Genomic DNA, 26,558 nt, shown 5'->3' with positions numbered 1-26,558 from the left:
CTTCAGTCGGCGTGCGGGTCGAGTCCGAGCGCGACCCGCCCGATGAACGGGTAGCCGTCCAGCGAGCCGAAGGGCTGCATGAAGCCGCCCGCACGGGCGTCGCGGTAGAGCCGGGACAGGGGGTGCCGGGTGCTGAAGGACGCCCCGCCGCAGATCGTCATGGCCCGGTCGACAGTGCTCACCGCCGTACGGTTCGCCAGCAGCTTCGCGGTCTGCCACCCCCGTACGACGTCGCGGACGGCGGCCTCCGACTGCTCCGCCGGGTCTGCGGCGAACAGGGCGTCCACCAGGCGTCCGGAGCGCTCCAGCACCCCCCGGGTGGCCGCGAGGTCGAGCTCCATGACGGCGATCTCCCGCTGCACGGACGGGTGGTGTGCCGGCGCTGCCCGCCCGGGCTGCCGGGGAATCCTCGTGGCGTGTTCCACCGCGATCTGGAAGGCCGCCTCGGCGATCCCCAGTGAGGCGCCCAACAGGGGGAAGTTGATCGCGCAGGAACGCGCCAGGTCCTCCGACGTCGGCGGGCCGAACGGCTCGCCGACCGTGACCCGGTCGGCGGGGACGACACAGTCCTCCAGCAGGAGCCCGTGGCTGCCGGAGCCCCGCATGCCCAACGCGTCCCAGTCGCCCAGCACGGTCAGCCCGGGGGTGCCGGCCAGGACGACGGCCTCGGCGTGCCGCCACCCGCCGTCGGGATCGGCGACCCGGACCGCGACGTTGAACGAGTCCGCGACGGCCGAGTTGGTGACGAACGTCTTGCGCCCGGTGATGACGTACTCGTCGCCCTTGCGGACGGCCTCGGTGAGCGCGCCGTTCCACGTCGCGCCCGGTTCGGTGGACGCCCCGGCCATGATCAGGTCGGAGCCGCCCAACGCCTCCAGAATCGCGTCGAGCTGCGTCGCCCTGACCCGGTCGCCGTCCGCCTCGGCCCGCTCCCACCGGCGGACCTGCCCCCACACCGAGGCCATGTGCATGTTCGCGCAGATGGCCGTCGACCCACAGCCCCGGGCCAGCCGGGAGACGGCCACCAGCACGTCGTGCAGGGAGCGGACCCCCAGCCCGCCGTGCCGGGTCGGGGCGCACGCGGAGAGCACCCCGCTGTCACGCAGGTCGGCGAAGTTGTCGGCGACGAACGTGTTGTCCCGGTCGTGCCGGCCGGCCCGTTCGGCGAGGGTGCCGACGTGGCCCTCGGCGAGGGAGACCAGCTCCCGGCCGGCGGCGGTCGTGGCGGTGAGTTCTCCGAACACCTACAGCATCCTCAGGATGGAGAGGAACTCCTCGGCCCGCTCGGCGTGGGGCTGCTGCGGGCCGTCGAAGCGGGCGCCGGTCTCCGTCGGCACCGGCGTCGGCAGCACCCTCGGGAACAGCGGACCCCCGATGGGATCACCGGGCCGCAGGCCGTGTTCCCACAGCAACGGCAGGACGGCGTGCTGCGGCTGGAAGGTGACGCCGTCGCCCACCCACCGGGAGACGAACGCCCGACGCTGCCGCTCGGGGCCGGTGCCGGTGGCGCCGTGCAACGCGGCCGGGTGGAACAGCACGATGTCGCCGGGCGTGAGGTCCCAACTGAGGATCTCCTGGTCGGACACGTCCGGCACCGCCTCGAGTTCCTCGCGCCGGCCCAGGTGGGTGGCCCCCGGGGTGATCGGCACGTAGCGCCGGCCCCAGCGGTGCGATCCGCGCACCACCTGGAGCGCGGCGGTGTCGGGAGTGCACGGGTCGAGGGGGATCCACATTGCGCACACCTGGTCGCCCGCGATCGGCCAGGAGCTGACGTCCTCGTGGAACGGCGTCGGGGCACCCGACCCGGCCGGCTTGGCGAAGATCTGGTCGTAGAAGGCCGTGATCGCGGTGGAGCCGAACAGCTGCTGGGCGATGCGCGCCGCGGGGGAGAAGAACATGAAGTCGCGGAAGCCGTCGTGGGTCTTCCACATGAAGGCGTCCCCGGCGAAGCCGCCGCCGCCCAGCAACGCGGTCGCCTGCGCCAGCACGGTCGGGTTGGCGAGCAGGTACTCCACGCCTTCGGCGATCCGGCCGAGCCACTTGTCGTCGATCATGCCGGAGAGCCGGACCACGCCGTCGGTGTGGAAGGCGTCGATCTCGGCCTGGGTGAGGTCGCGCGGTGGTGCCTCGGGAGGGCTGATGTCCATGTGAGTGGTCTCCGTCAGGGAAGACGCCGCCAGTGGGCGCCGAAGAGGGTCTCCTCGTCCGGCAGGCTGGCCGGCAGGGGATGTGAGACGTAGGTGTAGTTGAGGAAGTCGCGCCAGGTCACGTTCTCCGACCGGGAGCAACCGCCCCAGCTGCCACTGGCGATGACCTGGGTGAACGGCATCCCGTTGTCGAAGCTGCCGCTGTTGCCCACGGCGGTCGACTGGTTGACCATGACCCGTCCGGCGCGGGCCCGCTCGGCCAGCCTGACCACCCGGTCGGGCCGCTCGGTGTGGATGCCGCAGCTGTGGCCCTGCCCGATCCGGCCCAGCAGCGCCTCCACCGCGACGAGCGCGTCGTCGAAGGCGGTGAACGTCGACACGGTGAAGACCGGCGCCAGCTTCTCGCCGAGCATTGGGTCGTCGAGCGCCGGGACACCGCCGGGCGCCAGCGGCGGCAGCTGGGCCACCAGGGCGGCAGTCTTGGTCGGCTCGGCCAGGTCGATCCCGGCGGCGGCGGCGAGCGCCGCGGCGGGTCGACCGACCGCGTCGCGGTTGAGCAGCCGTCCGTCCGGCCAGAGCAGCGTACGCAGCCGTGCCGTCTCGGCCGGGTCGCACAGGTGGGCGCCCTGCCGGGCCAGTTGGTCGCGGAAGGCGGCGGCGATCCCGGCGTCCACCAGCACGTTGCTCTCCGACGAGCAGGAGGTGCCGTTGTTGAAGCTGCCGCCGAGCACGATCAGCTCCGCCGCGGCGGTCACGTCCGCCGAGGCGTCCACGATCACCGCCGGGTTGCCGACGCCCGCGCTGATCGCCGGCGTGCCGCTGCGGTACGCCCGGCGCACCGTGCCGGGCCCGCCGGCGGCGATGACCAGGTCGGCGGCGGCCATCAGGGCCTCGGTGGTCTGTCGGTCGGTGACCGGCAGGCACTGGACGAGGTCCGCCGGGGCGCCGACCGTCTCCAGGGCCCGACGCAGCAGCTCGACGGTGCGGGCCGCGGAGTGCCGGGCCCGGGGGTTGGGGGTGATGACCACCGCGTTGCGGGTCTTGAGCATCGGCAGGGCGTTGCCGACCACCCCGGAGCAGGGTGCGGTGGCGGGGCTGGCCACGGCGATCACCCCGATCGGCTTGGCCAGCTTGCGCAGGCCCCGCTCCGGCAGCTCCTCGATGATCCCGCTGGTGACGACCCCGTGCAGGTCGCGCAGCGTGCCGAGGACCCGGCGCCGGTAGAGCGTGAACAGGTGCTCCGGGTCGCCGAGGCCGGTCTCCCGGTACGCGAGGTCGGCCAGCGACCGGGCGGTGTCCTCCTGGTAGGCCGCCCAGCCGAGGGCCGCGACCAGGTCGTCGACGCGGTCCTGCGGCCAGAACTCGACCTCCGCCTGGGCCCGACGGGCGCGGGCCATGGTGGTCTCGACGTCGGGCCGTTCCTTCTCGGTGGAGACGCCGCCGGCCGGCATCCCGTCCCGGCGGCTCGGGGCCGGTGCGTCCGGCACCCCGGTGTGCGTCACGGCCGCGTCGGCCTCGCGGAGGTCACCGCTGGACACTGGCGTGCTCCCGGTCCGAGGGGTGTGCCGACCGCAGCCGGCCGACGGTCTCCTCCAGCATGTCGTCGGTGACGGTGAGGGAGAGCCGCAGGTAGCCCGGCGCGCCCATGACCGAGGCCGGCAGCACCAGGAGGCCGCGCTCCTCGAGCAGGGCCGCGTGTGCCCAGTCGTCCGCGTCCGGCACCCGGGCCAGCAGGTAGAACGTTCCCTCGCTCGGCTGGACCTCGTACCCGGCCTCGCGCAGGGCGTCGACCAGCAGGTCACGGCGCTGCTCGATCGGCTTGACCTGCAGCGCGTGCTGTTCCAGCTCTGGCAGGGCGAACAGCAGCGAGTTGTTGGGGAACGCCCAGCCGGTGGTCAGGCGGGCCACGGTCAGGGCCCGGCGGAGCACCGCCGGGTCGGGCACGGTCGGCGGGATCGCGACGTAGCCGACGCGCTCCCCGGGCAGCAGCAGCGTCTTGGTGTAGGTGTGCACCAGGAACGTGAACGGGTAGTGCGTCGCCGGGCTGGGGCACGTCCGCCCGTCGAACACGATGCGCCGGTACGCCTCGTCGGAGAGCAGGTAGATCGGCCGGCCGTTGCGGGCGGAGGCTTCCCGCAGCACCTCGGCGAGGGCGGCGAACTCCTCGTCGGTGTAGACGGCGCCGGTCGGGTTGTTGGGGCTGTTGACGATGACGGCACTGGTCCGGGGCGTGATCGCCGCCGCGACGAGTTCCGCGTCGAGTCGCCAGGAGCCGGGGGTCAACGCCACCGGCCGGGGGACCGCACCGACCGAGGCGATGATCGGCTCGTAGTAGAACCAGGCGGGGTCGAGGTAGATCACCTCGTCGCCCGGGTCGCAGACGCTGCGCAGGCAGATGGTCAGCCCCGCGAACGCCCCGTTGGTCAGGGCGACGTCGTCGGCGGTGAACGGCAGCGCGAGTTCCCGGCTCAGGGTGGCCGCCACCGACTCCTGGGCCGGGGGGTGGTCGCGGGTGTAGGCGAACCAGTCGGTGTGCTGCGGGCTCAGGTGCCGCTGCAGGACCTCGACCAGGGCCGGGGCGGGAAACTCGTGCGGATCGCCGAAGGCGAGGTCGATCACGCCCGGGCCGCCGCGCAGCCGCGAGTAGGAGGACTGCTCGAGGTAGGCCCCCAAGCGCCGTCCGTACGCGTCGGTCGCGTCGGTCATCTGCCGACTTATCCGGTGCTCCATCCTGCTCCGATCTCCACCCTGATCCGTGGCCGGCGAGGTCGCCGGGTTCACACCGTGGTGGGTTGTGCGGCGGGGACTCTTGCGGGCAGCTGACGCACGGACCGCGCGGAGAAGGTCGCGACGCTCACCAGACCGAGCACCCCGCCCGCGATGACCAGCGTCTGGGCGACGCCGATCCGCTCGGCGACCGGGCCGACGACGGCCAGGCAGAGCGGGCCGAGCACGAACGAGCCCATGGCGTCGTACGAGCTGATTCGCGACAGCGCCTCGTTGGGCACGTGGTTCTGCAGGGCGGTGTCCCACAGCACCTCGAAGATGTCGACGCAGACGCCGTTGACCAGCATCGAGGCCGCGATCAGCCAGACCGGCGCGCCGGCCGCGATCAGCGCGAACGGCGGGAGGAAACCGAAGGTGGCCAGCACCGCCACCCGCATCGGCCGGCGGGGGCGGATCCGCATCGCCACGAGGCTGCCGCCGACCAGCCCCACGGCCTGCGCGGTGACGATCACCGACCAGGCGGTGACGCCGCCCAGCTGCTCCTTGGCGGTCAGCGGGCCGAGCACGTAGATCGCCGAGAAGCATCCGTTGACGAACGCGAACTGCACGACCACCAGCCAGACCCAGGACCGGGAGCTGAACTCCCGCCAGCCCTCCCGCAGGTCGGCGAGCATGGAGCCGGTGACGGCCCGGCCGGGGTGGGACACCCGGACGCCGGCCAGCAGCAGCGCCGAGCCGAGGAAGGTGGCCGCGGGTACCGCCAGCGCCCAGCCGGCGCCGAGGGCGGCCACCAGCACGCCGGCCAGGGCCGCGCCGCCGATGGTGGTGCTGTTGCGGGACAGCCGCAGCAGCGCGTTGGCCGACTGGAGCTGCTCCCGGGCCACCACCTGCGGCACCACGCCGCGGGAGGCCGGCAGGAAGAGCGCGGCGGCGGCGCCGTTGACGGCGGACAACGCGATGACGACCGGCAGTGAGGGCCGGCCGCTGACGAACACCACGGTCAGGACCGCCTGCGCGGCGAAGGCCAGCAGGTCGGAGCCCACCATCAGGCGGAAGCGGTTCATCCGGTCGGCGAGGACACCGCCGAACAGCAGCAGCGCGACCTGTGCCAGCGACCGGGCGGCGAGCACCAGACCGAGGTTGGTGGCGGAGCCGCCCGGCGCGTCGAGGACGGCGAAGGCCAGCGCCACCGGGATCACGGCGCTGCCCAGCAGCGACAGCGTGCGGGCCAGGAACAGCATCCGGTACGACCGGTCGGCCAGGATCCGGAGGTCGTCGCGCACCTGGCATCACCTCCGGTCGGCCGGTCGAACGGGTCGCGTGCCGGCGCACCGGCGGTGTCACGAGCGTGCCCATCATGTGGCAGGGAAACGGGTTGCCCAACCCCTAGGACTCTGAACAGATGTCGTGAATTGTGAGGTCAAACCCCTATAACGGCGTCGTTCGCTGACTACACGCTCAGTCGCCTGGTACAGATCGATCATCGGCACCCGCATCGGTGGGGCGTGCCCGCGCCCGGCGGTGATCCCGGCCCGCGGACCGGATCACCGACGGACAACGGAGGACCAGTGGGACGGCAGGAACATCCGGTCGCGAGTGACGTCACGCAACGCGTGGCGCGGCTGTCCAGTTCGGCGCGGGCCCTGCTCGACGAGCGGCTGCGCGCCGGCCGCTCCGATCCGGCACCCGTCGCCGGCGCCATTCCCCGCCTGGCCGCCCCCGAGGCACCGCTGTCGTTCGCCCAGGAGCGGCTGTGGTTCATCGAGCGCCTGGAGGACGACGCAGTCCACCACAACGACGCCACGCTGCTGATCCTGACCGGCGCGCTGGACCAGGTCGCGCTGCGCCGCAGCATCGAGGAGGTCGTCCGCCGGCACGAGATCCTCCGTACCGCCTTCCGCCAGCTCGGCGAGCAGGTCGTGCAGGCCGTCACGCCGCCCGCCCCGCTGAGCATCGACGTGGTCGACCTGCCCGGCGCCACCGCGCGCCCCGACGACCCGGTCCTGCGGGCCGCCGTCGAGCGGGAGATGCGGGTTCCGCTCGACCTGGCCGCGGGCCAGAGCATGCGGGCGGTGCTCTACCGGATCGCCCCGGACGTGCACGTGCTCGGGGTCACCGTGCACCACCTCGTCTGCGACCTGTGGTCGTTCACCATCTTCTGCCGTGAGCTGGCCGCCACGTACGCCGCCTTCGCCTCCGGCGCGACGCCGGACCTGCCCGAGCTGCCGATCCAGTACGCCGACTACGCGGCCTGGCAGCGCACCGCCGTCGGCGAGGAGCGGATGGCGGCGCACCTGCGCGAGCGGGTCGCCGAACTGGCCGGCGTGCCGCCCCTGCTCACCCTGCCCACCCGGGGCCCGCGGCCGGCGGTCCAGCAGTTCGTCGGCGCGTCCGAGTGGTTCCGGCTCGGCTCGGCCGACGCGGACCGGATCCGCGCCCTCGGGCAGCGCCAGGGCGCCACCACCTACATGACCCTGCTCGCCGCCTTCACCGCCCTGCTGGCCCGGCACAGCGGACAGCGGGACATGGTCGTCGCCAGCCCCATCGCCACGCGCGACCAGCACGAGCTGGAACACCTGATCGGCTGCTTCCTGAACATGATCGTGGTGCGGGCCGATCTCTCCGGCGAACCGACGTTCGCCGAGCTGGTGGCCCGGGTCAAGGCGGCCTCCCTGGACGCGTTCCGGCACCGCGACGTGCCGTTCGAACGTCTCGTCGCCGCGTTGCAGCCGGAACGCAGCCGTAGCCACCAGCCTCTCGCGCAGGTCGCCTTCGTGCTGCAGAACGTGCCGGCCGGCGGGCTCGATCTGCCCGAGCTGCGGGTCGACGTGCACCAGATGGAGACCGGCCGGTCCCGGATGGACCTGACGGTGAAGATCACCGAGACGGTCGACGGACTGGTCGGTGAGTTCGAGTACGACACAAGCCTGTTCACCGCCGAGGCGATGCGCGCCCTGGCGCGGCAGTTCGAGCTGCTGCTGGTCGCGGCGGCGCGGGAACCCGACACGAGCGTGTGGCGGCTGCCGCTGCTCGACGACGCGCAGCGCCACCGGATCCTGCACGAGTGGAACGACACCGCCGCCGACCTCGGCCCCGAGGCGCTCGTCCACCGCCTCGTCGAGGCGCAGGCGCGGCGCACCCCGGACGCGGTCGCGGTCGTCGAGGGCAACGTCCGCACGACGTACCGCGAACTCGACGAACGGGCCAACCGCCTGGCGCACCACCTGCGCGACCTCGGTGTCGGCGTGGAGGACCCGGTGGCGGTGTGCCTGCCGCGCTGCACCGCCGAGGTGGTGGCGATCCTGGCGGTGCTCAAGGCCGGCGGCTACCACCTGCCGGTCAACCCGCGCGACCCGCAGGCCCGCCGGGACGCGCTGCTCGGGCAGGTCCGCCCGGCGGTCGCGATCTCCGCCGGGGACCTGTGCGACGAGGTGTGGAGCCCCGGCCGGCGGATCATCGACCTGGACGGGGAGTCGTCGCTGACCGGCACGTGCCCCGCCACCGACCCCGCCGTGCCGCTGCACCCGGACAACCTCGCCTACACGCTGTTCACCTCCGGCTCCACCGGGCAGCCCAAGGGCGTGCAGGTCACCCACCGTGGCTTCACCAACCGGATGCTGTGGGCCCAGCGCAACTTCCCGCTCGGCCCGGACGACCGGGTGCTGCGCAAGGCGGCCTGCACCTTCGACGTCTCGCTGGACGAGCTGTTCCGGGCCCTGTTCAACGGCGCGGCCAGCGTGCTGATGCCCGAGACGGCGACCTTCGACCCGCGCCGGCTGGCGGGGATCATCGCCCAGCACGGCGTGACCGACGCCGACTTCGCGCCGACCGCCCTGCGCGAGGTGCTGCTCAGCGCCGACGCCGCGGACCTGAAGTCGCTGCGGCGGATCGTCTCGGGCGTGGAGGAACTCACCCCCGAGACGCAACGGCTGGTCTTCGACCGGCTCGACGTCACCATGTTCAACCTGTACGGCCCGACCGAGGTGTCGGTCTCCTGCACCGCCTGGCCGTGCGACCCCGCCGACGAGCGGCCGTTCGTCCCGATCGGCCGTCCGATGGCCAACGTCCGGGTGTACGTGCTCGACGAGGCGATGCAGCCCGTACCGCCGGGCGTGGCGGGGGAGGTGTACGTCGGCGGCGCCGGGCTGGCCCGGGGCTACCTCGACAACTCCGCCCTGACCGCGGAGCGGTTCCTGCCCGACCCGTTCGCCGGCAGGCCCGGCGCCCGCGTCTACCGCACCGGCGACCTGGCCCGGTTCGGGCCGGACGGCGTCCTGGAGTTCCTCGGCCGGGGAGACGGGCAGCTGAACCTGCGCGGCTACCGCATCGAGCCGGGCGAGGTGGAGTCCGCGCTGCGCCGCCACCCGGCGGTCCGCGAGGCCGCCGTCGTCGTACGCCGGGACCCGCCCGGCAGGGACGCCCGGCTGGTCGGCTACGTCGTCGGCGACGACCTGCCGGGCACCGCGGACCTGCGCGCCCACCTGCGCCGGCGGCTGCCGGACTACCTGGTGCCGGCCGCCTTCGTCAGCCTGCCCCGGCTGCCGCTGACCAACCACGGGAAGCTCGACGTCGCGGCGCTGCCACCACCCGGCCAGGACGAGCCCGCCGCCGGGGCCGACGGGCCGCGCGACGAGCGCGAGCGGGTGCTCCTGGACATCTGGTGCGACGTGCTCGGACGCGAGGGCATCGGCATCCACGACGACTTCTTCGACCTCGGTGGCGACTCCCTCACGGCCACCCGGATCGTGGCCATGGCCGGCGCGAAGCTGGGGGCGGACGTCGAGGTGGCGGTGATCTTCGACGCGCCGACGGTCGCGGAGCTGGCCGCCCGGCTCGCGCCCGGGCAGCCGTGACCCCCGGTCGGACCCCTGTGCAGCGAGTGGAGAGCCTGATGACCGAGCACACCGGCGCGTTGGCCCACGAGGCGACGGACGTCGTCAACCTGGGCGCCGCCCTGTCCCACCAGGCGCGGGTCCAGCCCGGCAGCCCCGCCCTGCACCTGGTGGCCGAGGACGGCTCGGCCGACACGGTGGACTACGCCACGCTCGACGCCCGGGCCCGCCGGGTCGGCGCGGCCCTGGCCGGGCACTGCCGCCCCGGTGACCGGGTGCTGATGCTCGTCGGGGCGGGCGTCGACTTCCTCGCCGGCTTCTTCGGTTGCCTCTACGCCGGCACCGTGCCGGTCCCGCTGGCCGCCCGGCTCAACCGGGCCAGCGCCCCGGTCGTCGCGCGGATCCTCGACGACGCGCAGGCCAGCGCGGTGCTGGCCGCCCGCGCGGTCACGAGCGCGGTGGACCTCACCACGCTCATGCCCGGTCGCCGGCTGCCGGTCCTGGAGCTCGAGTCCCTCGACGCCGCGCCCGCCGGCTGGCAGCCGGCGGTGGCCGAGGGCGGACTGGCGTTCCTCCAGTACACCTCGGGCACCACCAGCACCCCCAAGGGGGTGATGGTCAGCCACGCGAACCTGCTGGAGAACCTGCGGGCCATCCGCCGCTCCTTCGGCTTCGACGACGCGACGGTGATGGCCTCCTGGCTGCCCCCGCACCACGACATGGGCCTGATCGGCACCCTGCTCACCCCCGTCTACCTCGGGGTGCCGACGGTGCTGATGGACCCGGCGACGTTCATCCGCACCCCGGTGCGGTGGCTCCAGGCGATCAGCCGGTACCGGGCCACCATCAGTGGCGGGCCCAACTTCGCCTACGACCTGTGCGTACGCAAGGTCGCCGAGGCCGACCGGGCCGCCCTGGACCTCAGCTCCTGGCGGGTGGCCTTCAACGGCGCCGAGCCCGTACGCGCGGCGACCCTGCGCGCCTTCGCCGAGGCGTTCGCCCCGCACGGTTTCGACGAGCGGGCCTTCCTGCCCTGCTACGGGCTGGCCGAGGCGACGCTGCTGGTCGCCGGGCGGGCCCGGCCGCAGCGGCCCGTCGTGACCACGGTGGCCGACCCGGAACCCCACCGTCCCGGCACGGAGGTGGTCGGCTGCGAGATCCTGCCCGAGGCGGAGGTCCGCATCGTCGACCCGACCGGCCATCCCGTCCCCGACGGCACCGCCGGCGAGATCTGGGTCCGTGGCGGCAGCGTCGTCGACGGGTACTGGAACCGGCCGGAGGAGTCCGCGCGGACCCTGCACGCCACCCTCGGCGGCGACCCCGACGACGGCCCCTACCTGCGCACCGGCGACCTCGGCTTCCGCCAGGACGGTCACCTGTACGTCCGCGGCCGGATCAAGGAGACGGTGGTCGTCCGCGGCCAGAACCACTACCCGGACGACATCGAGCAGACCGTCCGCGCCGCCTGCCCCCGCCTCGGCGGGCGGATCGCGGCGTTCGGCGTGGAGGTCGCCGACGACGGACACGGCGTCGGCGAGGCCGTGGTCCTGTGGTACGAGACCCGCTCCGACCGGGCGTCGGACGAGGCGCCGGCCATCGCCGAGGCGGCCCGCCGGGCCGTGGTGACGGTCCACGGCCTGGACCTGCACCGGGTGCTGGCCGTACCGCCCGGCACCATTCCCGTCACCACCAGCGGCAAGACCCGTCGCGGCGACTGCGCGCGGGCGTACGCCGCGGGCAGCGCCACGATCGTCGCGGACGACCCCCTGCGCCCGGCGGCGCGCCACGCCCCGGCCGCCGCGCCGGCGCAGGCGCAGCGGCTGCGCGTCCTGGCCGGCGGGCTGCTCGACGTCGATCCGGAGCGGATCGACCCGCAGCGTTGCCTGCCGGAACTCGGGTTCGACTCGCTGCGGGCCGTGGAGCTGCAACACCTGATCGAGGGGGAGTGGGGCGTCCGCCCGGCCCTGACCGACCTGCTGGGCGACAGCACGGTGGCCGAACTGGCCGCCGCGCTGCCGTCCGCGCCCGCGCCGGCCGACCCGCCGGCCGCCCCGGCCGCCGCCGACCGGCCCTACCCGCTGTCGTACGGCCAGCGCGCGATCTGGTTCCAGGGCGCCCTCGCCGAGGACCCGGCCAACCTCAACCTGTGCCGCGCGGTCACCGTCGACGGCGAGCTGGACGCCGCGGCGCTGGCCCGCGCCGTCCGCGACCTCGGCGTCCGGCACCCGGCCCTGCTCACCCGCTACGACGACTCCGGCGCCGAGGTGACCCAGCGGGTGGCCGACGACGCCGAGGTGACGCTGGAGGTGCGCGACGCGGCGGGCTGGCCGGCGGGCCGGCTCGACGAGGAGATCGAGGCGGAGCTCAGGGCCGGCTTCGGCGGCCCGCCCCTGCTGCGCGCCGTGCTGTTCCGGCACGCGGCCGACCGCCACACGCTGCTGCTGTGCACCCACCACAGCGTGATGGACGTGTGGTCGCTGGCGGTGCTGGTCGAGGACCTGGCGACCGGATACGGCCGGCACGCCGCCGGGGTCGACGCGGCACCGCCCGCACCCACCGCCCACCCGGCCGAGTTCGTCGCCTGGCAGCGCTCCTTCCTGGACACTCCGGCCGGCCGGGAGCTGACCGCGACGTGCCAGGCACAGGCCGCCGACCTCGTGCCGCTGGACCTGCCGACCGACCGGCCCCGCCCGTCGGTGCGTACCTTCCGGGGCGCCGCCCACGCCTTCCGGCTCGACGCCGACCTGTGCGCCGGGATCGACGCGCTCGCCGCCTCGCACGGGGTCAGCCGCACCGCGGTGCTGTTCGCCGGCTACGCGGCGGTGTTGTCGCGCTACGCCGGCCAGGCGGCGTTCCCGCTGGGCTTCGTGCACGCCGGCCGCGTCCGCAGCCGCTTCGCCGACCTGGTCAGCTACCTGGTCAACCCGCTGCCGGTGCCGGTGGACCTGTCCGCCGACCCGGAGTTCGGTGCCCTCGCGCGGGCGGCCCACGACGCGGTGCTGGCTGCCTCCGACCGCGCCGAGGTGCCGTTCGGGCGGATCGTCGAGGGGCTCGGGCAGGCCGCCGACGCCAGCCGCGGCGCGCTGCTCAGCGCGGCCTTCGCCTACCAGCACGGGCGCGGCACCGACCGGCTCGGGCTCACGCCGATGGTGCTCAACCACGAGGGGGCGCTGGGGGACTGGGCCGGGCTGCGGGTGCGCAGCCGGCCGGTGCGGCAACGGGCCACCTACTACGACCTCTCGCTCTACCTGGGCGAGCACGGCGGCGAACTGCTCGGCACCTTCGACTACAGCACCGACCTGTTCGACGCCGACACCATGGGCGTGCTGGCCGAGGCGCTGACCGCGCTGCTGTCCGCGGCCGTCGCGGCGCCGGCGACCCCGGTCGGTGCCCTGTCGCTGCTCGGCGCCGAGCGGCGCCGGCAGGTGCTGGCGGAGTGGAACGACACGACGGCCGACTACGACACCGACCGGTGCGCGCCGGAGATCGTGGCCGAGCAGGCCCGGCGGACCCCGGACGCGCCGGCCGCGATCGACGACACCACCCGGCTCACCTACGCCGAGCTCAACGCGGCGGCGAACCGGCTGGCGCACCGGCTGATCCGGCTGGGCGCCGGTCGGGGCACCCGGGTCGGCCTGCTGGTGCCCCGCTCCACGGTCAGCCTCACCGCCGTGCTGGCGATCCTCAAGACCGGTGCCGCCTACGTGCCGCTCGACCCGTCGTACCCGGTGGACCGGCTGCGGTTCATGCTCGCCGACTCCGGGGCCCGGCTGCTCGTCGCCACCCCCGGCGCGGCCGGCGGCCTCCCGGACGTCGCGGTGGTCGACCCGGCCGAGGAGTCGCTCGCGGGCGAGGACGACCGCGACCCGTGGTCGACGGCCCACCCCGACGACGTGGCCTACGTCGTCTACACCTCCGGGTCCACCGGCACCCCGCAGGGCGTACTCGGCCTGCACCGGGGCATCGTCAACCGGCAACGGTGGATCATGGACCGCTTCCCGATGGGGCCGGACGAGGTGGGCAGCCACAAGACCTCGCTGAGCTTCTTCGACTCCGGCGGCGAGATGTTCCTCCCGCTCTTCGCCGGCGCTCCGGTCGTCGTGGTGCCCGAGGACGTCGGACGCGACCCGGTCCGCCTGGTCGACCTGCTCGCCCGGCACCGGGTCACCCGCCTGGTGGCCGTACCGTCGTTGCTGCGGGCCATCCTGGACGGCGTCGCCGACGCCGGCGAGCGCCTGTCGGCGCTGCGCTACTGCCACTCCAGCGGGGAGGCGCTCACCCCGGACCTGGCCGCGCGGTGGCTGGCGGCCCTGCCCGGCTGCGTCCTGGTCGACCTCTACGGCTCGTCGGAGATCTCCGCCGACGTGACCCTGGACGTGGTCACCGGCCCGGAGCGGGTCGGCAGCGTCGGGCGGCCCATCGGCAACACCCGGATCTACGTCCTGGACGAGGCCATGCGGCCGGTGCCGCCCCGCTTCGCCGGCGAGGTGTACGTCGGCGGGGCCGGCCTGGCCCGTGGCTACCTCGACCAGCCGGCGTTGACGGCGGCGCGGTTCCTCCCCGACCCGTACGGGGCCGGTGGGCGGCTGTTCCGCACCGGAGACCGGGGCCGGTGGAGCCACGACGGGCGGCTGGAGTTCCTGGGCCGGGCCGACCACCAGGTGAAGGTCCGCGGCTTCCGGATCGAGCTGGGCGAGATCGAGGCGACGCTGCGGGCGCACCCCGGGGTCGCCGCCGCGGTGGCCGCGCTCGCCCAGGCGCCGGGCGGCGGCGAACAGCGGATCGTCGCGGCCGTCGTGCCCCGGGGCCGGGGCGACTCGTCCCGGCCGGCGCCGGCCGGGTCAGACCCGGGCGGGGCGCCAGCCACCACCCGGGTGTCGGACTGGCGGCTGCTCTACGACCGGATGTACACCGAGGCCGGTCCCGCCGAGGAGGCCCAGCAGGCGATCTGGACCAGCAGTTACACGGGCGCGCCGTTCACCGACGTCGAGATGGGCGAGTGGATCGACCAGGCGGTCCGGCGGATCCGGGAGCTGCGTCCCCGCCGGCTGCTGGAGCTGGGCTGCGGCACGGGCAACCTGACCCTGGCGCTGGCGCCGGACTGCGAGGCGTACGTCGGCACGGACTTCTCCGCCGCCGGCCTCAAGGTGCTCGAACAGCGGCTCGACGCCGAGGGGGTGGACCGGGACACGGTCACGTTGCTGCTGCGCGAGGCCGACGACCTCACCGGCATCGAGGCCGGCAGCTTCGACACCGTGGTGCTGCACTCGGTGACCCAGTACTTCCCGAACCACGACTACCTGCGCGGGGTGTTGCGCGCGGCGGTCACCGCGGCCTCGCCGGGCGGGCGGATCTACCTCGGCGACGTACGCGACCTGGACCTGCTGGAGGTGTTCCACGCCTCGGTGGAGCTGGGCGCCGACCCGGAACCCGGGCTGACCGTCGCCGAGCTGCGCCGCCGCGTCGCCGCCCGGGTGCTCGCCGACGACGAGCTGGTGCTGGCCCCCGACCTGTTCCTCACCGCGCCGGACTGGCTGCCCGGGGTGACCGGCGCGGAACTGCATCTCAAGCGCGGCCGGCAGGCCAACGAGCTGAGCGCGTTCCGCTACGACGTCGTCCTGCACGTGGGCACCGCCCCCGACGGCGAGGCCGCCGAGCCGGTCGAGCCGGTGCGGCTGGACTGGACGGGCGACGGGCTGGACGTCGCCCGGCTGCGGAGCCTGCTGCGCGGCAACCGCAACCGGCCGGTCGAGGTGCGCGACGTGCCGAACGCGCGGCTGGTCACGGTCGCCGGCCCCGTACGCCAGCTGGCCGGTCTCGCCGATTCGGACCCGGTGACCCGACCGGTCGGCGAGCTGCCGCCCGGGGTCGACCCGGAGGACTGCTGGAGCATCGGCGAGGCGCTGGGCCGACGGACCGCCGTGGTGCCGTCGACCGCCCGCGACCCGTACGCGATGGACCTGCGGTTCTGGCCCGCCGCCCGACCGGACGACGCGGTCGCCTGGACCCCGCCCGGGACCCGGCGCGCCGACTGGTCGGAGCTGGCCAACGACCCGCTGGGTGCCACCGCGCGGCGGGACCTGCTGCACGACCTGCGCACCCACCTGCGGCAGCGGCTGCCGGAGTTCATGGTGCCGCTGCTGCACCTGGTCGACGAGCTGCCCACCACGGCGACCGGCAAGGTGAGCCGGCGCGCCGTCGCGGCCGAGGCCACCGAGGCGCTGGCCCGGCTGGGCGCGGGCGCCACGGCCCGGCCGCTCGCCCCGGCGGCCGGTGGGCTCCAGGCCCAGGTCACCGAGATCTGGCTGGACGTCCTCGGCGTCGGCGCCGTCGGGCTCGACGACAACTTCTTCGACGTCGGCGGCAACTCGCTGAGCCTGGTCCAGGTGCACATCCGCCTCCAGGAACTCCTCGGCCGGCAGTTCCCGCTGGTCGACCTGTACGAGCACACCACCGTGCGCAAGCTCGCCGAGCACCTCGGCGAGCCCGCGCGCCCGGCGACGGACCCGCCCGTCGACCCGGGGCCCGACCGCAACGAGCAGGTGGCCAACCGCCGCCGGCTGATGCGCCAGCGTATTCAGGAAGTGGGAAGTCGATGAGCAGCGAGATGGACATCGCCGTCGTGGGGATGAGCGGACGGTTTCCGGGCGCGGCGAACGTCGCCGAGTTCTGGGAGCTGCTCCGCGGCGGCGTCGACGCCGGCCGCGAGCTGACCGCCGCCGAGCTGGACGCCGTCCCGGCCGAGGAACGCACCGACCCGGCGTACGTGCCGGTGTGGTCCGGCATCGAGGGCGCCGACCGGTTCGACGCGCAGTTCTTCGGCTACTCGCCGACGGACGCGACGCTGATCGACCCGCAGCACCGGATCCTGCTGGAGTGCGCCTGGGAGGCGTTGGAGGACGCCGGCTACGACAGCCGCCGCTTCCCCGGCGACATCGCCGTGTACGCCGGGTGCGGCCTGAACCAGTACCTGCTCTACCACCTGCTGCCCCAGCAGGAGCTGGTCGACTCCGCCGGCCGCCTCGGCATGGCCGTCGCCAGCGACAAGGACAACCTGGCCACCCGCATCTCGTACAAGCTCGACCTGACCGGGCCCAGCATGACGGTGCAGACCAACTGCTCCTCGGCCCTGGTCGGGCTGCACCACGCGATCAGCAGCCTGCTCGACTACCAGTGCGACATGGCGATCGTGGGCGCGGTCAGCGTCAAGAACCCGGTGCCCCGCGGCTACCGGCACGAGGCCGACGGCATCAACTCGCCCGACGGCCGCTGCCGGGCCTTCGACGCCGAGGCCGCCGGCTACCACCTGGGCGACGGCGCCGGCGTGGTGGTGCTGCGTCGCCGCGAGGACGCCGAGGACGCCGGCGACCGGATCTACGCCCTGGTCAAGGGCTCGGCGGTGAACAACGACGGCGCCGGCAAGGTCAGCTTCGTGGCACCCGGCCGGTCGGGGCAGGTGCGGGTGATCCGCCGGGCGCTGCGGGTCGCCGACGTCGAGGCAGGCTCCATCCAGTACGTCGAGGCCAACGGCAGCGGCACCCTGATGGGCGACTCGATCGAGGTGTCCGCCCTGGAGGAGGCGTACGGCGCCGCCGGCGGCCCGGGCGCCGGGTGGGCGATCGGCTCGGTCAAGCCGAACGTCGGCAACCTCGACACCGCCTCCGGCGTGACCTCGCTGATCAAGGCGGTCCTCGCCATCCACCACGGCGAGCTGCCGCCGTCGATCCACTACCGCAAGCCCAACCCGCAGACCTCGCTCGACCGGGGGCCGTTCCGCGTCAACGACATGCTGCGGGACTGGCCCGAGGCCACCGGGCCGCGCCGGGCGGCGGTCAGCTCGTTCGGGGTCGGCGGCACCAACGCGCACGTCATCCTCGAACAGGCGCCGCCGCCCGCGCCGCCGGGACCGAACCCGCCGGCCGTGCTGCTCGCCGTCTCCGCGGCCGGCGGCGAGGCGCTGGCCGCCGCCGCCGGCCGGCTCGCCGAGCACCTCGGGCGCCACCGGGAGCAGGCCCTCGCTGACATCGCCTACACCAGTCAGGTCGGCCGTCGCGCGTTCCGGCACCGGGCCTTCGTGGTGGCCGCCGACGCCGACGAGGCGGCCCGCGCGCTGTCCGCCGTCGGCGCGGGCGAGGCGTCGCCGGAGGCCGCCACCGTGGCGTACGCGTTCGGCGCCACCTGCCCCGACCTGGCCGCGCTGTGCGACGCCCTGCCCCGGCTGCGGGCGGAGCTCGACCGGGTGGCCGGTGAGCTGGGCGTCGACCCGGGTGCCGGCGCGGCGGGGTCCGACGCGGCCACCGTCACCGGGCAGCTCGCGCTCGCCCGGCTGCTGGGCGCCTGCGGCGTGACCCCGGTCGCCGCCCACGGCGAGGGCCCGGGCGCCGTGACGGCCGCCGTCGTCGACGGCCGCTGGACGGTGGCGGAGGCCGGGCGCGCGCTGCGCGCCGGCAGCCACCCGCCGGCGCCGGCCGGGGCGCCGGCCCAGGCCGACCTGACGTTGGCCGTCGGCCCGGCCGAGGCGGCGACGCTGGCCCTGACCGACGACGCCGGCAGCCTGCGTGGGCTGCTCGGCGCGCTCGGCGAGCTGTGGCGCCGGGGCGTCGAGGTGGACTGGGCCGCCCTGCACGAGGGCGCGTCGCGGCGTCGCGTCGGCCTGCCGACGTACCCGTTCCAGCGCTCGCGGCACTGGGTCGACCCGGTGGCCGTGGCGCCCGTGACCGGCCCGACGCCGGCGGCCCCGGCCGTCGACGCCCAGCCGGCCGGCGGTTCGGTCCTGGAGGAGGCGGTGGCCGCCGTGTGGCGCCGCCGGCTCGGGGTGGACCGGATCGGGCCGCACGACTCGCTGCTGATGCTCGGCGCGGACTCGCTCAGCGCCGCCCGCACGCTGCGGGACCTCGCCCAGGCCTTCCACGTCGAGCTGCAACTCGGCGTATTCCTGCAGAACCCCACCGTCGCCGCGCTCGCCGAGGTGATCGACGGCAAGCTGCGCGAGGCGCAGGAGATCCGGGCCGCGCTCGCCGCGGTCACCGAAGAGGGAGCGTGAGGCCGTGCCCGACATCAGCTTCATCACCGTGGTGCCCCGGGTCCGGGACCTGACCGCGTACGCGGACACGGCGATGTCCGTCATTCGCCGCACCGACGCGGCCGACCTCGACGGGGTGCTCATCTTCACCGGCAGCGGCGCGGTGCTGGACCCCTGGATCCTGGCGACCGCCGCGGCGGCCGGCACCACCAGGCTCAGCCCGCTGGTGGCGGTGAACCCCGTCTACCAGCACCCGTTCACCGCGGCCCGTATGGTCGCCTCGCTCGGCCTGCTCTACCAGCGGCGGATCGACCTCAACCTGATCACCGGCACCGCCGTGAGCGACCTGGACGCGCTCGGCGACCGGCTGGACCACGACGACCGGTACGCGCGCCTCGCCGAGTACGTCGAGATCATGATGGGGGTGCTGGGCAGCCGCCGCCCGTTCAGCTTCGACGGGCGGTTCTACCAGGTGTCCCGGTTGCAGCTCACGCCCGGCCTGCCCGCGCACCTGCTGCCCAGGCTGTTCGTCGCGGGACAGTCCCCGGCCGCCCGGGAGGTGGCCGAGCGGGTGGGCGCCACCAGCATCCAGATGCTGACGGCGGCCCGGCCCGACGCCGACGGCGCGCCGGGCGCGCTGAACTTCGGGCTGCTGACCCGGGCGACGGCGGAGGAGACCGAGCGGGCCGCCGAGGCCCGTTTCCCGGAGGACCCGGACGGCGCGAAGATCACCGCGGTCACGATGGCCAACACCGACTCCGTCTGGAAGCAGCGGCTCTTCGCCGAGGCCGAGGCCGGGCACGGCGCCGTCACCGTCGACCCGGCGTACCGGCTCGCGCCGTTCCGCTCCGGCCAGGCGGACGGGCCGTACCTGGTCGCCGACCACGCCGGCGCCGTCGACCGGCTGCTGGGCATGATCCGGGCCGGGGTACGCACCTTCGTGCTGGACACCCCCGCCGACGACGAAGACTTCCACAACCTCGCACAGGTCGTCCGGACCGTCCGTGACCGACTGCGGGTGGACCCGACCGAGGGAGAGCGATGAACCCGCCTTTCGCCAGCCACGACCTCGTCCACGCCCGGCCCAACCTGGCGCTGGAACCGCTGATCCACCGGTACTACGCCTGGCTGAACCTGGTGTCGCCGGTGCCGGCGGCGATGAACTTCGCCAAGCTGCACGTGCCGCTGCTGCGCTCGTTCCTCGACGCGCCGGCGCTGCACCGCCGCTCGGCCCGGGACCCGAAGCTGCGCGGCGGCATGTTCGTCGACCTCGAGGACGACCACCTCGACGGGGTGTCCGACCTTGTTGGCCGGCTCGCCGACGGGCCGATGCCGGACCTGTCGGCGGCCATGGACGAGCTGACGGTCAACCTGGAGAAGCTCGCCGACGGGTTCGACCTGACGCCCCGCTACGGCGAGATCCCGCCGGCGCTGCGCGGCTACGTCGAGCTGGTCTACGACCTCAACGACCACGCCCGGATCCGGCTCGCGGAGCGGATGCTCTACCGCTCGCGGCACTTCGACGAGACCGCCCACTCGGTGGACCTGTCGCTGGCCACCGGCGACGAGCGGCCCTTCGCGATGACCACCCCGCGGTTCCCCGGCAACGGGCACGTGCAGGCCACCATGCCGCTGCGCGATCCCCGCATCGACCTGCTCTTCTCCACCATGACCACGGCCCGGCCCTTCGGCGAGCTGCGGGAGGCGTTCGACGTCTCCGACGCCGACCTGGCCACCTTCAGCGGGCTGTTCTCCGCCGAGCCGAGCGGGAGCCCGGACCGCAACCTGGACGGCCCGGGGCTGCGGGTGCGCTACTTCGGGCACGCCTGCGTGGTGGTGCAGTCCGGCCCGGTCACCGTGATGACCGACCCGTTCCTGTCCGACGCCCTGGGCGACGGTGACCGGTACGCCTACGCCGACCTGCCCGACGTCATCGACTACGTGCTCATCACGCACGGGCACCAGGACCACCTCGAACTGGCCACCCTGCTGAAGCTGCGGCACCGTATCGGCACGGTCGTCGTGCCGAAGACCGCCGCCGGGGCGTTGCAGGACCCGTCGTTGCGGCTGTGCCTGGAGGCGCTCGGCTTCCCCAACGTGGTCGACGTGGAGCCGGGCGAGACCATCGAGCTGCCCGACGGCCAGATCGTGGTCTGCCCCTTCGTCGGCGAGCACTGCGACCTCGACATCGCCGCGAAGGTGACCTACTCGGTGCGTACCGGCGGGAAGAACCTCTACTTCGGCGCGGACAACCGTTGCGTGGACCCGGCGCTGTTCGGCCACATCCACGACATGATCGGTGACGTCGACATGGCCTTCCTCGGCATGGAGTGCGACGGCGCCCCGCTGTCCTGGATGTACGGTCCGCTCTTCTCCCGCCGCGTCGACCAGAAGATGAGCCGCAGCCGCAAGCTCAACGGCTCCGACGCCGTCGAGGCGATGGGCATCGTGCGGCGGCTGCGGGCCCGGCAGGCGTACGTGTACGCGATGGGCCGCGAGCCGTGGCTGGTGTTCGTCATGGCGACGAACTACACCGACGAGTCGTACCAGCTCAAGCAGATGGCGGAGTTCTTCCAGCGCTGCGCCGACGTCGGAGTGCCGGCGCGGGAACTCTACGGACGGGCCGACCTGGCATGAGCCGCAGCTGGACGTGCCAGTCCCGGTACGTGGCCACGCGCGACGGGACCCGGCTGGCGGCGTACGTCTTCCGGCCGGTCGGCCAGCGTGACCCCGCGCCCGTCGTCTGGGCCCACGACCGCTACCACCAGGTGTCGCCGCGCCCCGGGCGGGACGACTTCCTGGCGGTGGTGCGCGCCGAACTGGCCGACGTCGACCTCACCGACATCGAGGACCTCGGCGTGGCCGAGGTGGCCCCCGGGGAGGTGACGCTGCGGGCCTTCCCGGTCGCGCAGCGCCTGCTGGCCCGGGGCTACGTCGTGGTGGTGGTGGACAGCCGCGGCAGCGGCGCGTCGTTCGGCACCAGCGACGGCCCGTTCGGCACGGCCGAGGCGACCGACACGTACGACGTCACCGAGTGGATCGCCGCCCAGCCCTGGTGCGACGGCCGGGTGGGCATGTTCGGCCGCTCCTACCTCGGGGTGTCGCAGTACCTGGCGGCGAGCACCGCCCCGCCGCACCTGGTGGCGATCTTCCCGCAGATGGCGCTGTTCGACCTGTACCGCTTCGCCTGGGACGGCGGGGTGTTCCGGGACGACTTCGCCCGCGCCTGGGGTGAGGACGTGCGCGAACTCGACCTGCGTGGCCCGGTCGCGCCCCTCGACGACGACCCGGACGGTCTCCTGCTGGCCGCCGCCCGCGAGCAGCACGTGGCGAACCGGGACGTCCGGACGATGTTCGCCGGTCTGCCCGGACGCGAGTCGCGGCTGGCCGACACCGGCGAGGCGGCGTACCTGACCCGCAGCCCGTCGGCGCTGCTGGAGGCGATCAACGCCTCCGGGGTCGCCGTCTACCACCTGGGCGGTTGGCACGACGTCTGGGCGCGCGACGCGACCGAGTGGGCCCGCCGGCTGACCGTGCCGCACCGGGTGGTCATCGGCCCCTGGGCGCACACCGGCGGGGTGCTGGGCGGCGCCGGCTACAACCTGGCCGACGAGCACCTGCGCTGGTTCGACCACTGGCTGCGGGGCCGGGACACCGGGGTCATGGACGGCCCGGCCGTCCGGTACCACGTGCTGGGCGCCGACGCGTGGCGTACCGCCCGGTCCTGGCCGCCGGAGCCGGCGACGACCGGCACGTGGCACCTCGGCCCGGCCGGCGAGCTGGGACCGGAACCCCGGGCCGGCCAGGCCCGGCGGTACGAGGTGGACTACGCCACCACGTCCGGCAAGACCAGCCGGTGGGCCAGCGGCTACGGCTCGCCCTTCCAGCGGCCGGACCTGACCGACAACGACACCCGGGCGTTGTGCTGGACCTCTGACCCGCTGACCGAGGCGGTCGAGCTGGTCGGCGCCCCGGTGCTGCGCCTGGCGGCCCGGGTCACCGACGGCCCGGCGGACGTCTTCGCCTACCTGGAGTCGGTCGCCCCCGACGGCACCTCGCTGTACGTCACCGAGGGCTGCGGCCAGGTCGACGGCGCTCCCGGCGACTCCCGCCTGGAGATCGAGCTGCACCCGATCGCGTACCGGTTCGCGGCGGGCGATCGGATCCGGCTGGCGATCACCGGGGCGGACGCCGACAACGCGCTGACCGTGCCCCGGGACGTCGCGCCGGTGCTGACGGTGCGCCACGACGCCGACGCCGCCCCGACGCTGGAGCTGCCCCGCGTGGTGGCCCCCGAAAGTGGGGACGCCGACGCCGGGGTGGACGACGTCACGGCGCCGCTGTCGGTGGCGCAGCGGGCGATCTGGCTGGCCGAGCAGGCCGGCACGAGCGGGGCGGCGTACCACCTCGACGCGGCGGTCGAGCTGACCGGACCGGTGGACGCCGGCGCGCTGCACGCGGCGGTCGACGAGATCGTCCGCCGGCACGAGGCGTTGCGGACCACCATCGTCGAGGTCGACGAGGAGCCGGTCCAGCGGATCCATCCGGCGGCGCCGCTGACCATCGCGCGCCTGGACCTCACCGACGCGCGCGCGGACGGCTGGGCCAGCGACGTACGGGTGACGGAGTTCCGGGACCGCCGGTGGGACCTCGGCCGGGAGTGGCCGATCCGGGTCGCGACCGTGCTGCTGCCCGCCGGCCGGACGGCGCTGCTGCTGGTGGTCCACCACGTCGCCGCCGACCCGACCGCGGCGGAGATCTTCTTCGCCGAACTGGCCCGGCTCTACCCCTCCTACGCGCTGGGCAAGCCCGTCCGGCTGCCGGACGTGCCGTGCCGGTACGCGGACGTGGCCCGCCGCCAGCAGGCCGAACTCGCCGGGCCCGGCATGGCCGAGCAGCTCGCCCGGTGGCGGCGCTACCTGGACGGGGCCCCGCAGGTGATCGCCCTGCCGACGGACCGGCCCCGGCCGCCGGTCCTCGACCACCGGGGCGGGTCGGTGCGCTTCACCGTCGACGACGCCCTCGCCGCCCGGCTCGTGGCGGCCGCCGCCGTGGCGCGGACCAGCCCGTTCACGCTGCTGACCGCCGCGTTCGCCCGCACCCTGAGCGCGTACGGCGCGGGCGACGACCTGCTGATCGGCACACCGAGCCTGCAACGCGACGACGAGTCGACCCGCGACCTGATCGGCTGCCTGGTCAACCTGCTGCCGTTGCGGGTCCGGGTCGACCGGGACGCCACCGTGGCACAGTTCCTGCACGACGTGCGGGGCAGCGTGCTGACCGCGCTGGAGCTGCGCCGGGTGCCCTTCGACACGCTGGTGGGCGAGCTCCGGCCGCGCCGCGACCCGGCGGTCTCCGCGCTGGTGCAGGTCTGCGTCCGGTACGGCCGGGCGGTGCCGGACCGGTTCCGGCTCGGCGAGGTCGAGGCGGTCCGGCTGGAACCGCCGGAGTGGACGTCGGCGAAGTACGACCTGGCGCTGGCCGTGAACCAGGTCGGCGAGGACCGGATGGTGGGCAGCCTGGACTTCCGGCTCGCCCTGTTCGACCGGGCCACCGTCCAGCGGATCCTCGACTCGATGCTGACCGTGCTCGACCAGCTCGTCGCCGACCAGGACCGGCGGGTGGGCGAGCTGTCCGCGATGCCCCGGCGGGAGCTGCGCGCCGTGCTCGACGGCTGGAACCCGGCGCGGCTGCCGGACGCGCTGGCCGGCCAGGACGACCTGCCGGCCGTGGCCCGCTGCTACGTCCTCGACGACCGCGCGCGACCCGTGCCGGTGAACACCCCGGGGCGGCTGTGGGTCAGCGGCGCCGGTGACGTCGACGACCCGTACGCCGGGACGCCGGGCGCGCGGATGCGGGACACCGGGGCCACCGTGCGGTGGACCACGGCGGGACGGCTGGACCTGGTGCCACCCGCGACGCCCCCCGGTGAGCCGGCAGCCCCGCCGGACCCGGCGACGACGGCGGGCCCGGCGACCACGGCGGGGCCGGCCGCCGCGGCGGGCCCGGTGTCCGACGACGGCCGGTCCGAGGTGCTCGACCAACTCGGGCAGATCTGGGCCACCCTGCTCCAGGTCGACGGCGTCGATCCCGGGGACGACTTCTTCGACCTGGGCGGCGACTCGCTCTTCGCGATCCGCCTGATCAGTCGGATCCGCAAGGCCTACCAGGTCCGGCTCTCCCTGCAGGACGTGTTCGCGGCGCCGACGCTGGCCGAGCAGGTCGACCTGGTCCGTGAACGGCGCGCGTCGTGACCGGGCCCGTCTTCTACCCCTGGTCCGCCCAGGAGGAGATCGACCCGGTCCGCGTCGCCGGCGGCGCGGGCAGCTGGTTCTGGGACGACCGGGGCAACCGGTGGCTCGACCTGCACGCCCAGATGGGCAACCTGCACCTGGGCCACCAGCATCCGGCCCTGGTCGCGGCGCTGCGTGAGCAGGCCGGGCGGATGTGCACCATCGGGCCGTCGTTCGCGGTCGACATCCGCGACGAGGCGGCCCGGGCGATCGTCGAGGTCGCCCCGGGGGACCTGGAGACGGTCCTGTTCACCACCGGCGGCGCGGAGGCCGTGGAGCACGCGGTGCGGATGGCGCGGGTGGTCACGGGGCGGCCGAAGGTGCTCGCCGCCTACCGGTCCTACCACGGTGCCACGGCGGGGGCGCTGGCGTTGACCGGTGATCCCCGCCGCTGGCCGGTGGACACCGCCAGCGGCGGCGCCGTGCACTTCATGGGCCCGTACCCGTACCGCAGCGACTTCCACGCCGAGGACGCCGCGCAGGAGTGCGACCGGGCGCTGGAGCACCTGCGCCGGCTCGTCGGCTACGAGGGCCCGGACACGATCGCCGCGATCCTCGTCGAGCCGGTGGTGGGCAGCAACGGCGTGCTGGTCCCGCCGGACGGCTACCTGGCCGGCGTCCGTCGGCTCTGCGACGAGCACGGGATCCTGCTGATCGCCGACGAGGTGATGACCGGCTTCGGCCGGTGCGGCCGGTGGTTCGCCGGTGACCTCTGGGACGTGGTGCCCGACCTGATGACCTTCGCCAAGGGGGTCAACTCCGGCTACGTGCCGGTGGGCGGGGTGCTGCTGTCCCGCGCGGTGGCCGCCCACTTCGCGCACCGCCGCTATCCCGGCGGGCTCACCTACTCCGGGCACCCGCTGGCCTGCGCCTCCATCGTGGCGGCGCTGCGGGTGCTGCGGGAGGAGAACCTGGTCGACCGGGCGGCCGTACTCGGCCGGGACGTGGTGGGCCCGGCGCTGGCCGAGCTGGCCGAGCGCCACCCGATCGTCGGCGACGTCCGCGGCGTCGGCCTGGCCTGGGCCGTCGAACTGGTCCGGGACCGCGCGACCCGCGAGCCCCTGGCGCCGTACGCGGCCCCGGGGACGCTGGCGCCCGAGATGGCCGCCGTCCTGGCGGCGTGCAAGCGGCAGGGTGTCTGGCCGCTGGCGGCGGGCAACCGGCTGCACCTGTTCCCCCCGCTTACCATCACGGAGGCGGAGTTGACCGACGGGATCGTCGGGATCGACCGGGCCCTGGCCATGGTGTCCGAGGTGTGAGGAGAAGAGGATGACGGTGGAGCAGCCGGAGACGGCCGAGATCTGTCGGGTCGTGGTGAACGACGAGGAGCAGTACTCGATCTGGCCGGACGGGCGGGAGATCCCGGCGGGCTGGCGTGCCGAGGGCTTCGTCGGGCCGCGGGCCCGGTGCCTGGAGCACATCGACTCGGTGTGGACGGACATGCGCCCGTTGAGCCTGCGCCGGGCGATGGCGGCCGAGGCGCGGTAACGCGGACGGGAGGGCCGGCCGCCCGGGCGTGACCGTTCCGTCAGCGCCC

13 protein-coding genes are annotated in these 26,558 nt (G+C 74.5%); 8 read left to right on the top strand and 5 right to left on the bottom strand.

The window, feature by feature from the left end; genetic code table 11:
• Positions 1-2: 2 nt before the first annotated feature.
• The 5 genes from DER29_RS18785 to DER29_RS18765 form a co-directional block, all read right to left on the bottom strand.
• Positions 3-1,244, bottom strand: coding sequence for an acyl-CoA dehydrogenase family protein (locus tag DER29_RS18785; protein WP_121398514.1), 1,242 nt, complete (start codon positions 1,242-1,244; stop codon positions 3-5).
• Positions 1,245-2,147 carry a phytanoyl-CoA dioxygenase family protein gene (locus DER29_RS18780; protein WP_121398513.1) on the bottom strand — a complete coding sequence of 301 codons (903 nt, stop codon included), beginning with the start codon at positions 2,145-2,147 and terminating at the stop codon, positions 1,245-1,247. It abuts the gene before it with no gap.
• 14 nt (positions 2,148-2,161) lie between these two features.
• Entirely contained in the window at positions 2,162-3,685 is a 1,524-nt protein-coding gene (locus DER29_RS18775; RefSeq protein ID WP_199729354.1) for an aldehyde dehydrogenase family protein, read from the bottom strand.
• Positions 3,672-4,853 (bottom strand): aminotransferase class I/II-fold pyridoxal phosphate-dependent enzyme, encoded by a 1,182-nt coding sequence (locus DER29_RS18770; protein ID WP_158619050.1) that lies wholly within the window; start codon positions 4,851-4,853, stop codon positions 3,672-3,674. Before DER29_RS18770 ends, DER29_RS18775 begins: the two co-directional genes overlap by 14 nt.
• A 71-nt stretch (positions 4,854-4,924) precedes the next feature.
• A complete protein-coding gene (locus DER29_RS18765; RefSeq protein WP_121398511.1) occupies positions 4,925-6,157 on the bottom strand; it encodes an MFS transporter in 1,233 nt (410 codons plus the stop codon).
• Positions 6,158-6,442: 285 nt separating this feature from the next.
• On the opposite strand from DER29_RS18765, the gene DER29_RS18760 reads away from it, so the two are divergent.
• From DER29_RS18760 to DER29_RS18725, 8 genes are read left to right on the top strand one after another with little or no spacing between them, the layout of a single operon-like run.
• Positions 6,443-9,727: a non-ribosomal peptide synthetase gene (locus DER29_RS18760; protein ID WP_148710082.1), complete on the top strand. Its 3,285-nt coding sequence runs from the start codon at positions 6,443-6,445 to the stop codon at positions 9,725-9,727.
• A 38-nt stretch (positions 9,728-9,765) separates the two neighbouring features.
• Complete coding sequence (locus DER29_RS18755; RefSeq protein WP_121398509.1) at positions 9,766-16,305, top strand: non-ribosomal peptide synthetase; 6,540 nt, start codon at positions 9,766-9,768, stop codon at positions 16,303-16,305.
• The gene (locus tag DER29_RS18750) at positions 16,302-18,749 is read left to right on the top strand and encodes a type I polyketide synthase (protein WP_121398508.1); all 2,448 of its coding nucleotides are present in this window, start codon (positions 16,302-16,304) and stop codon (positions 18,747-18,749) included. The genes DER29_RS18755 and DER29_RS18750 overlap by 4 nt, the downstream gene beginning before the upstream one ends.
• Positions 18,750-18,753: 4 nt before the next feature.
• A complete protein-coding gene (locus DER29_RS18745) occupies positions 18,754-19,773 on the top strand; it encodes an LLM class flavin-dependent oxidoreductase (protein ID WP_121398507.1) in 1,020 nt (339 codons plus the stop codon).
• Complete coding sequence (locus DER29_RS18740) at positions 19,770-21,365, top strand: MBL fold metallo-hydrolase (protein WP_121398506.1); 1,596 nt, start codon at positions 19,770-19,772, stop codon at positions 21,363-21,365. The genes DER29_RS18745 and DER29_RS18740 overlap by 4 nt, the downstream gene beginning before the upstream one ends.
• Complete coding sequence (locus DER29_RS18735) at positions 21,362-24,982, top strand: CocE/NonD family hydrolase (RefSeq protein WP_121398505.1); 3,621 nt, start codon at positions 21,362-21,364, stop codon at positions 24,980-24,982. Before DER29_RS18740 ends, DER29_RS18735 begins: the two co-directional genes overlap by 4 nt.
• Positions 24,979-26,280, top strand: a complete 1,302-nt coding sequence (locus DER29_RS18730; protein WP_121398504.1) for an aspartate aminotransferase family protein — start codon at positions 24,979-24,981, stop codon at positions 26,278-26,280. Before DER29_RS18735 ends, DER29_RS18730 begins: the two co-directional genes overlap by 4 nt.
• A gap of 16 nt (positions 26,281-26,296) precedes the next feature.
• Positions 26,297-26,509: an MbtH family protein gene (locus tag DER29_RS18725; RefSeq protein WP_370040316.1), complete on the top strand. Its 213-nt coding sequence runs from the start codon at positions 26,297-26,299 to the stop codon at positions 26,507-26,509.
• The last annotated feature ends 49 nt before the right edge of the window (positions 26,510-26,558 follow it).

The sequence above is a fragment of the Micromonospora sp. M71_S20 genome, assembly GCF_003664255.1.
In the GTDB taxonomy this organism is placed as follows: domain Bacteria; phylum Actinomycetota; class Actinomycetes; order Mycobacteriales; family Micromonosporaceae; genus Micromonospora.
The sequence above is the reverse complement of the archived record's forward strand: the minus strand, read 5'-3'. Positions and strand labels throughout refer to the sequence as shown.

Coding starts and splice junctions, on each gene's coding strand:
- DER29_RS18780 (WP_121398513.1), bottom strand. CDS start 2,147: ATGGACATCAGCCCTCCCGAGGCACCACCGCGCGACCTCACCCAGGCC.
- DER29_RS18770 (WP_158619050.1), bottom strand. CDS start 4,853: ATGACCGACGCGACCGACGCGTACGGACGGCGCTTGGGGGCCTACCTC.
- DER29_RS18755 (WP_121398509.1), top strand. CDS start 9,766: ATGACCGAGCACACCGGCGCGTTGGCCCACGAGGCGACGGACGTCGTC.
- DER29_RS18750 (WP_121398508.1), top strand. CDS start 16,302: ATGAGCAGCGAGATGGACATCGCCGTCGTGGGGATGAGCGGACGGTTT.
- DER29_RS18740 (WP_121398506.1), top strand. CDS start 19,770: ATGAACCCGCCTTTCGCCAGCCACGACCTCGTCCACGCCCGGCCCAAC.
- DER29_RS18735 (WP_121398505.1), top strand. CDS start 21,362: ATGAGCCGCAGCTGGACGTGCCAGTCCCGGTACGTGGCCACGCGCGAC.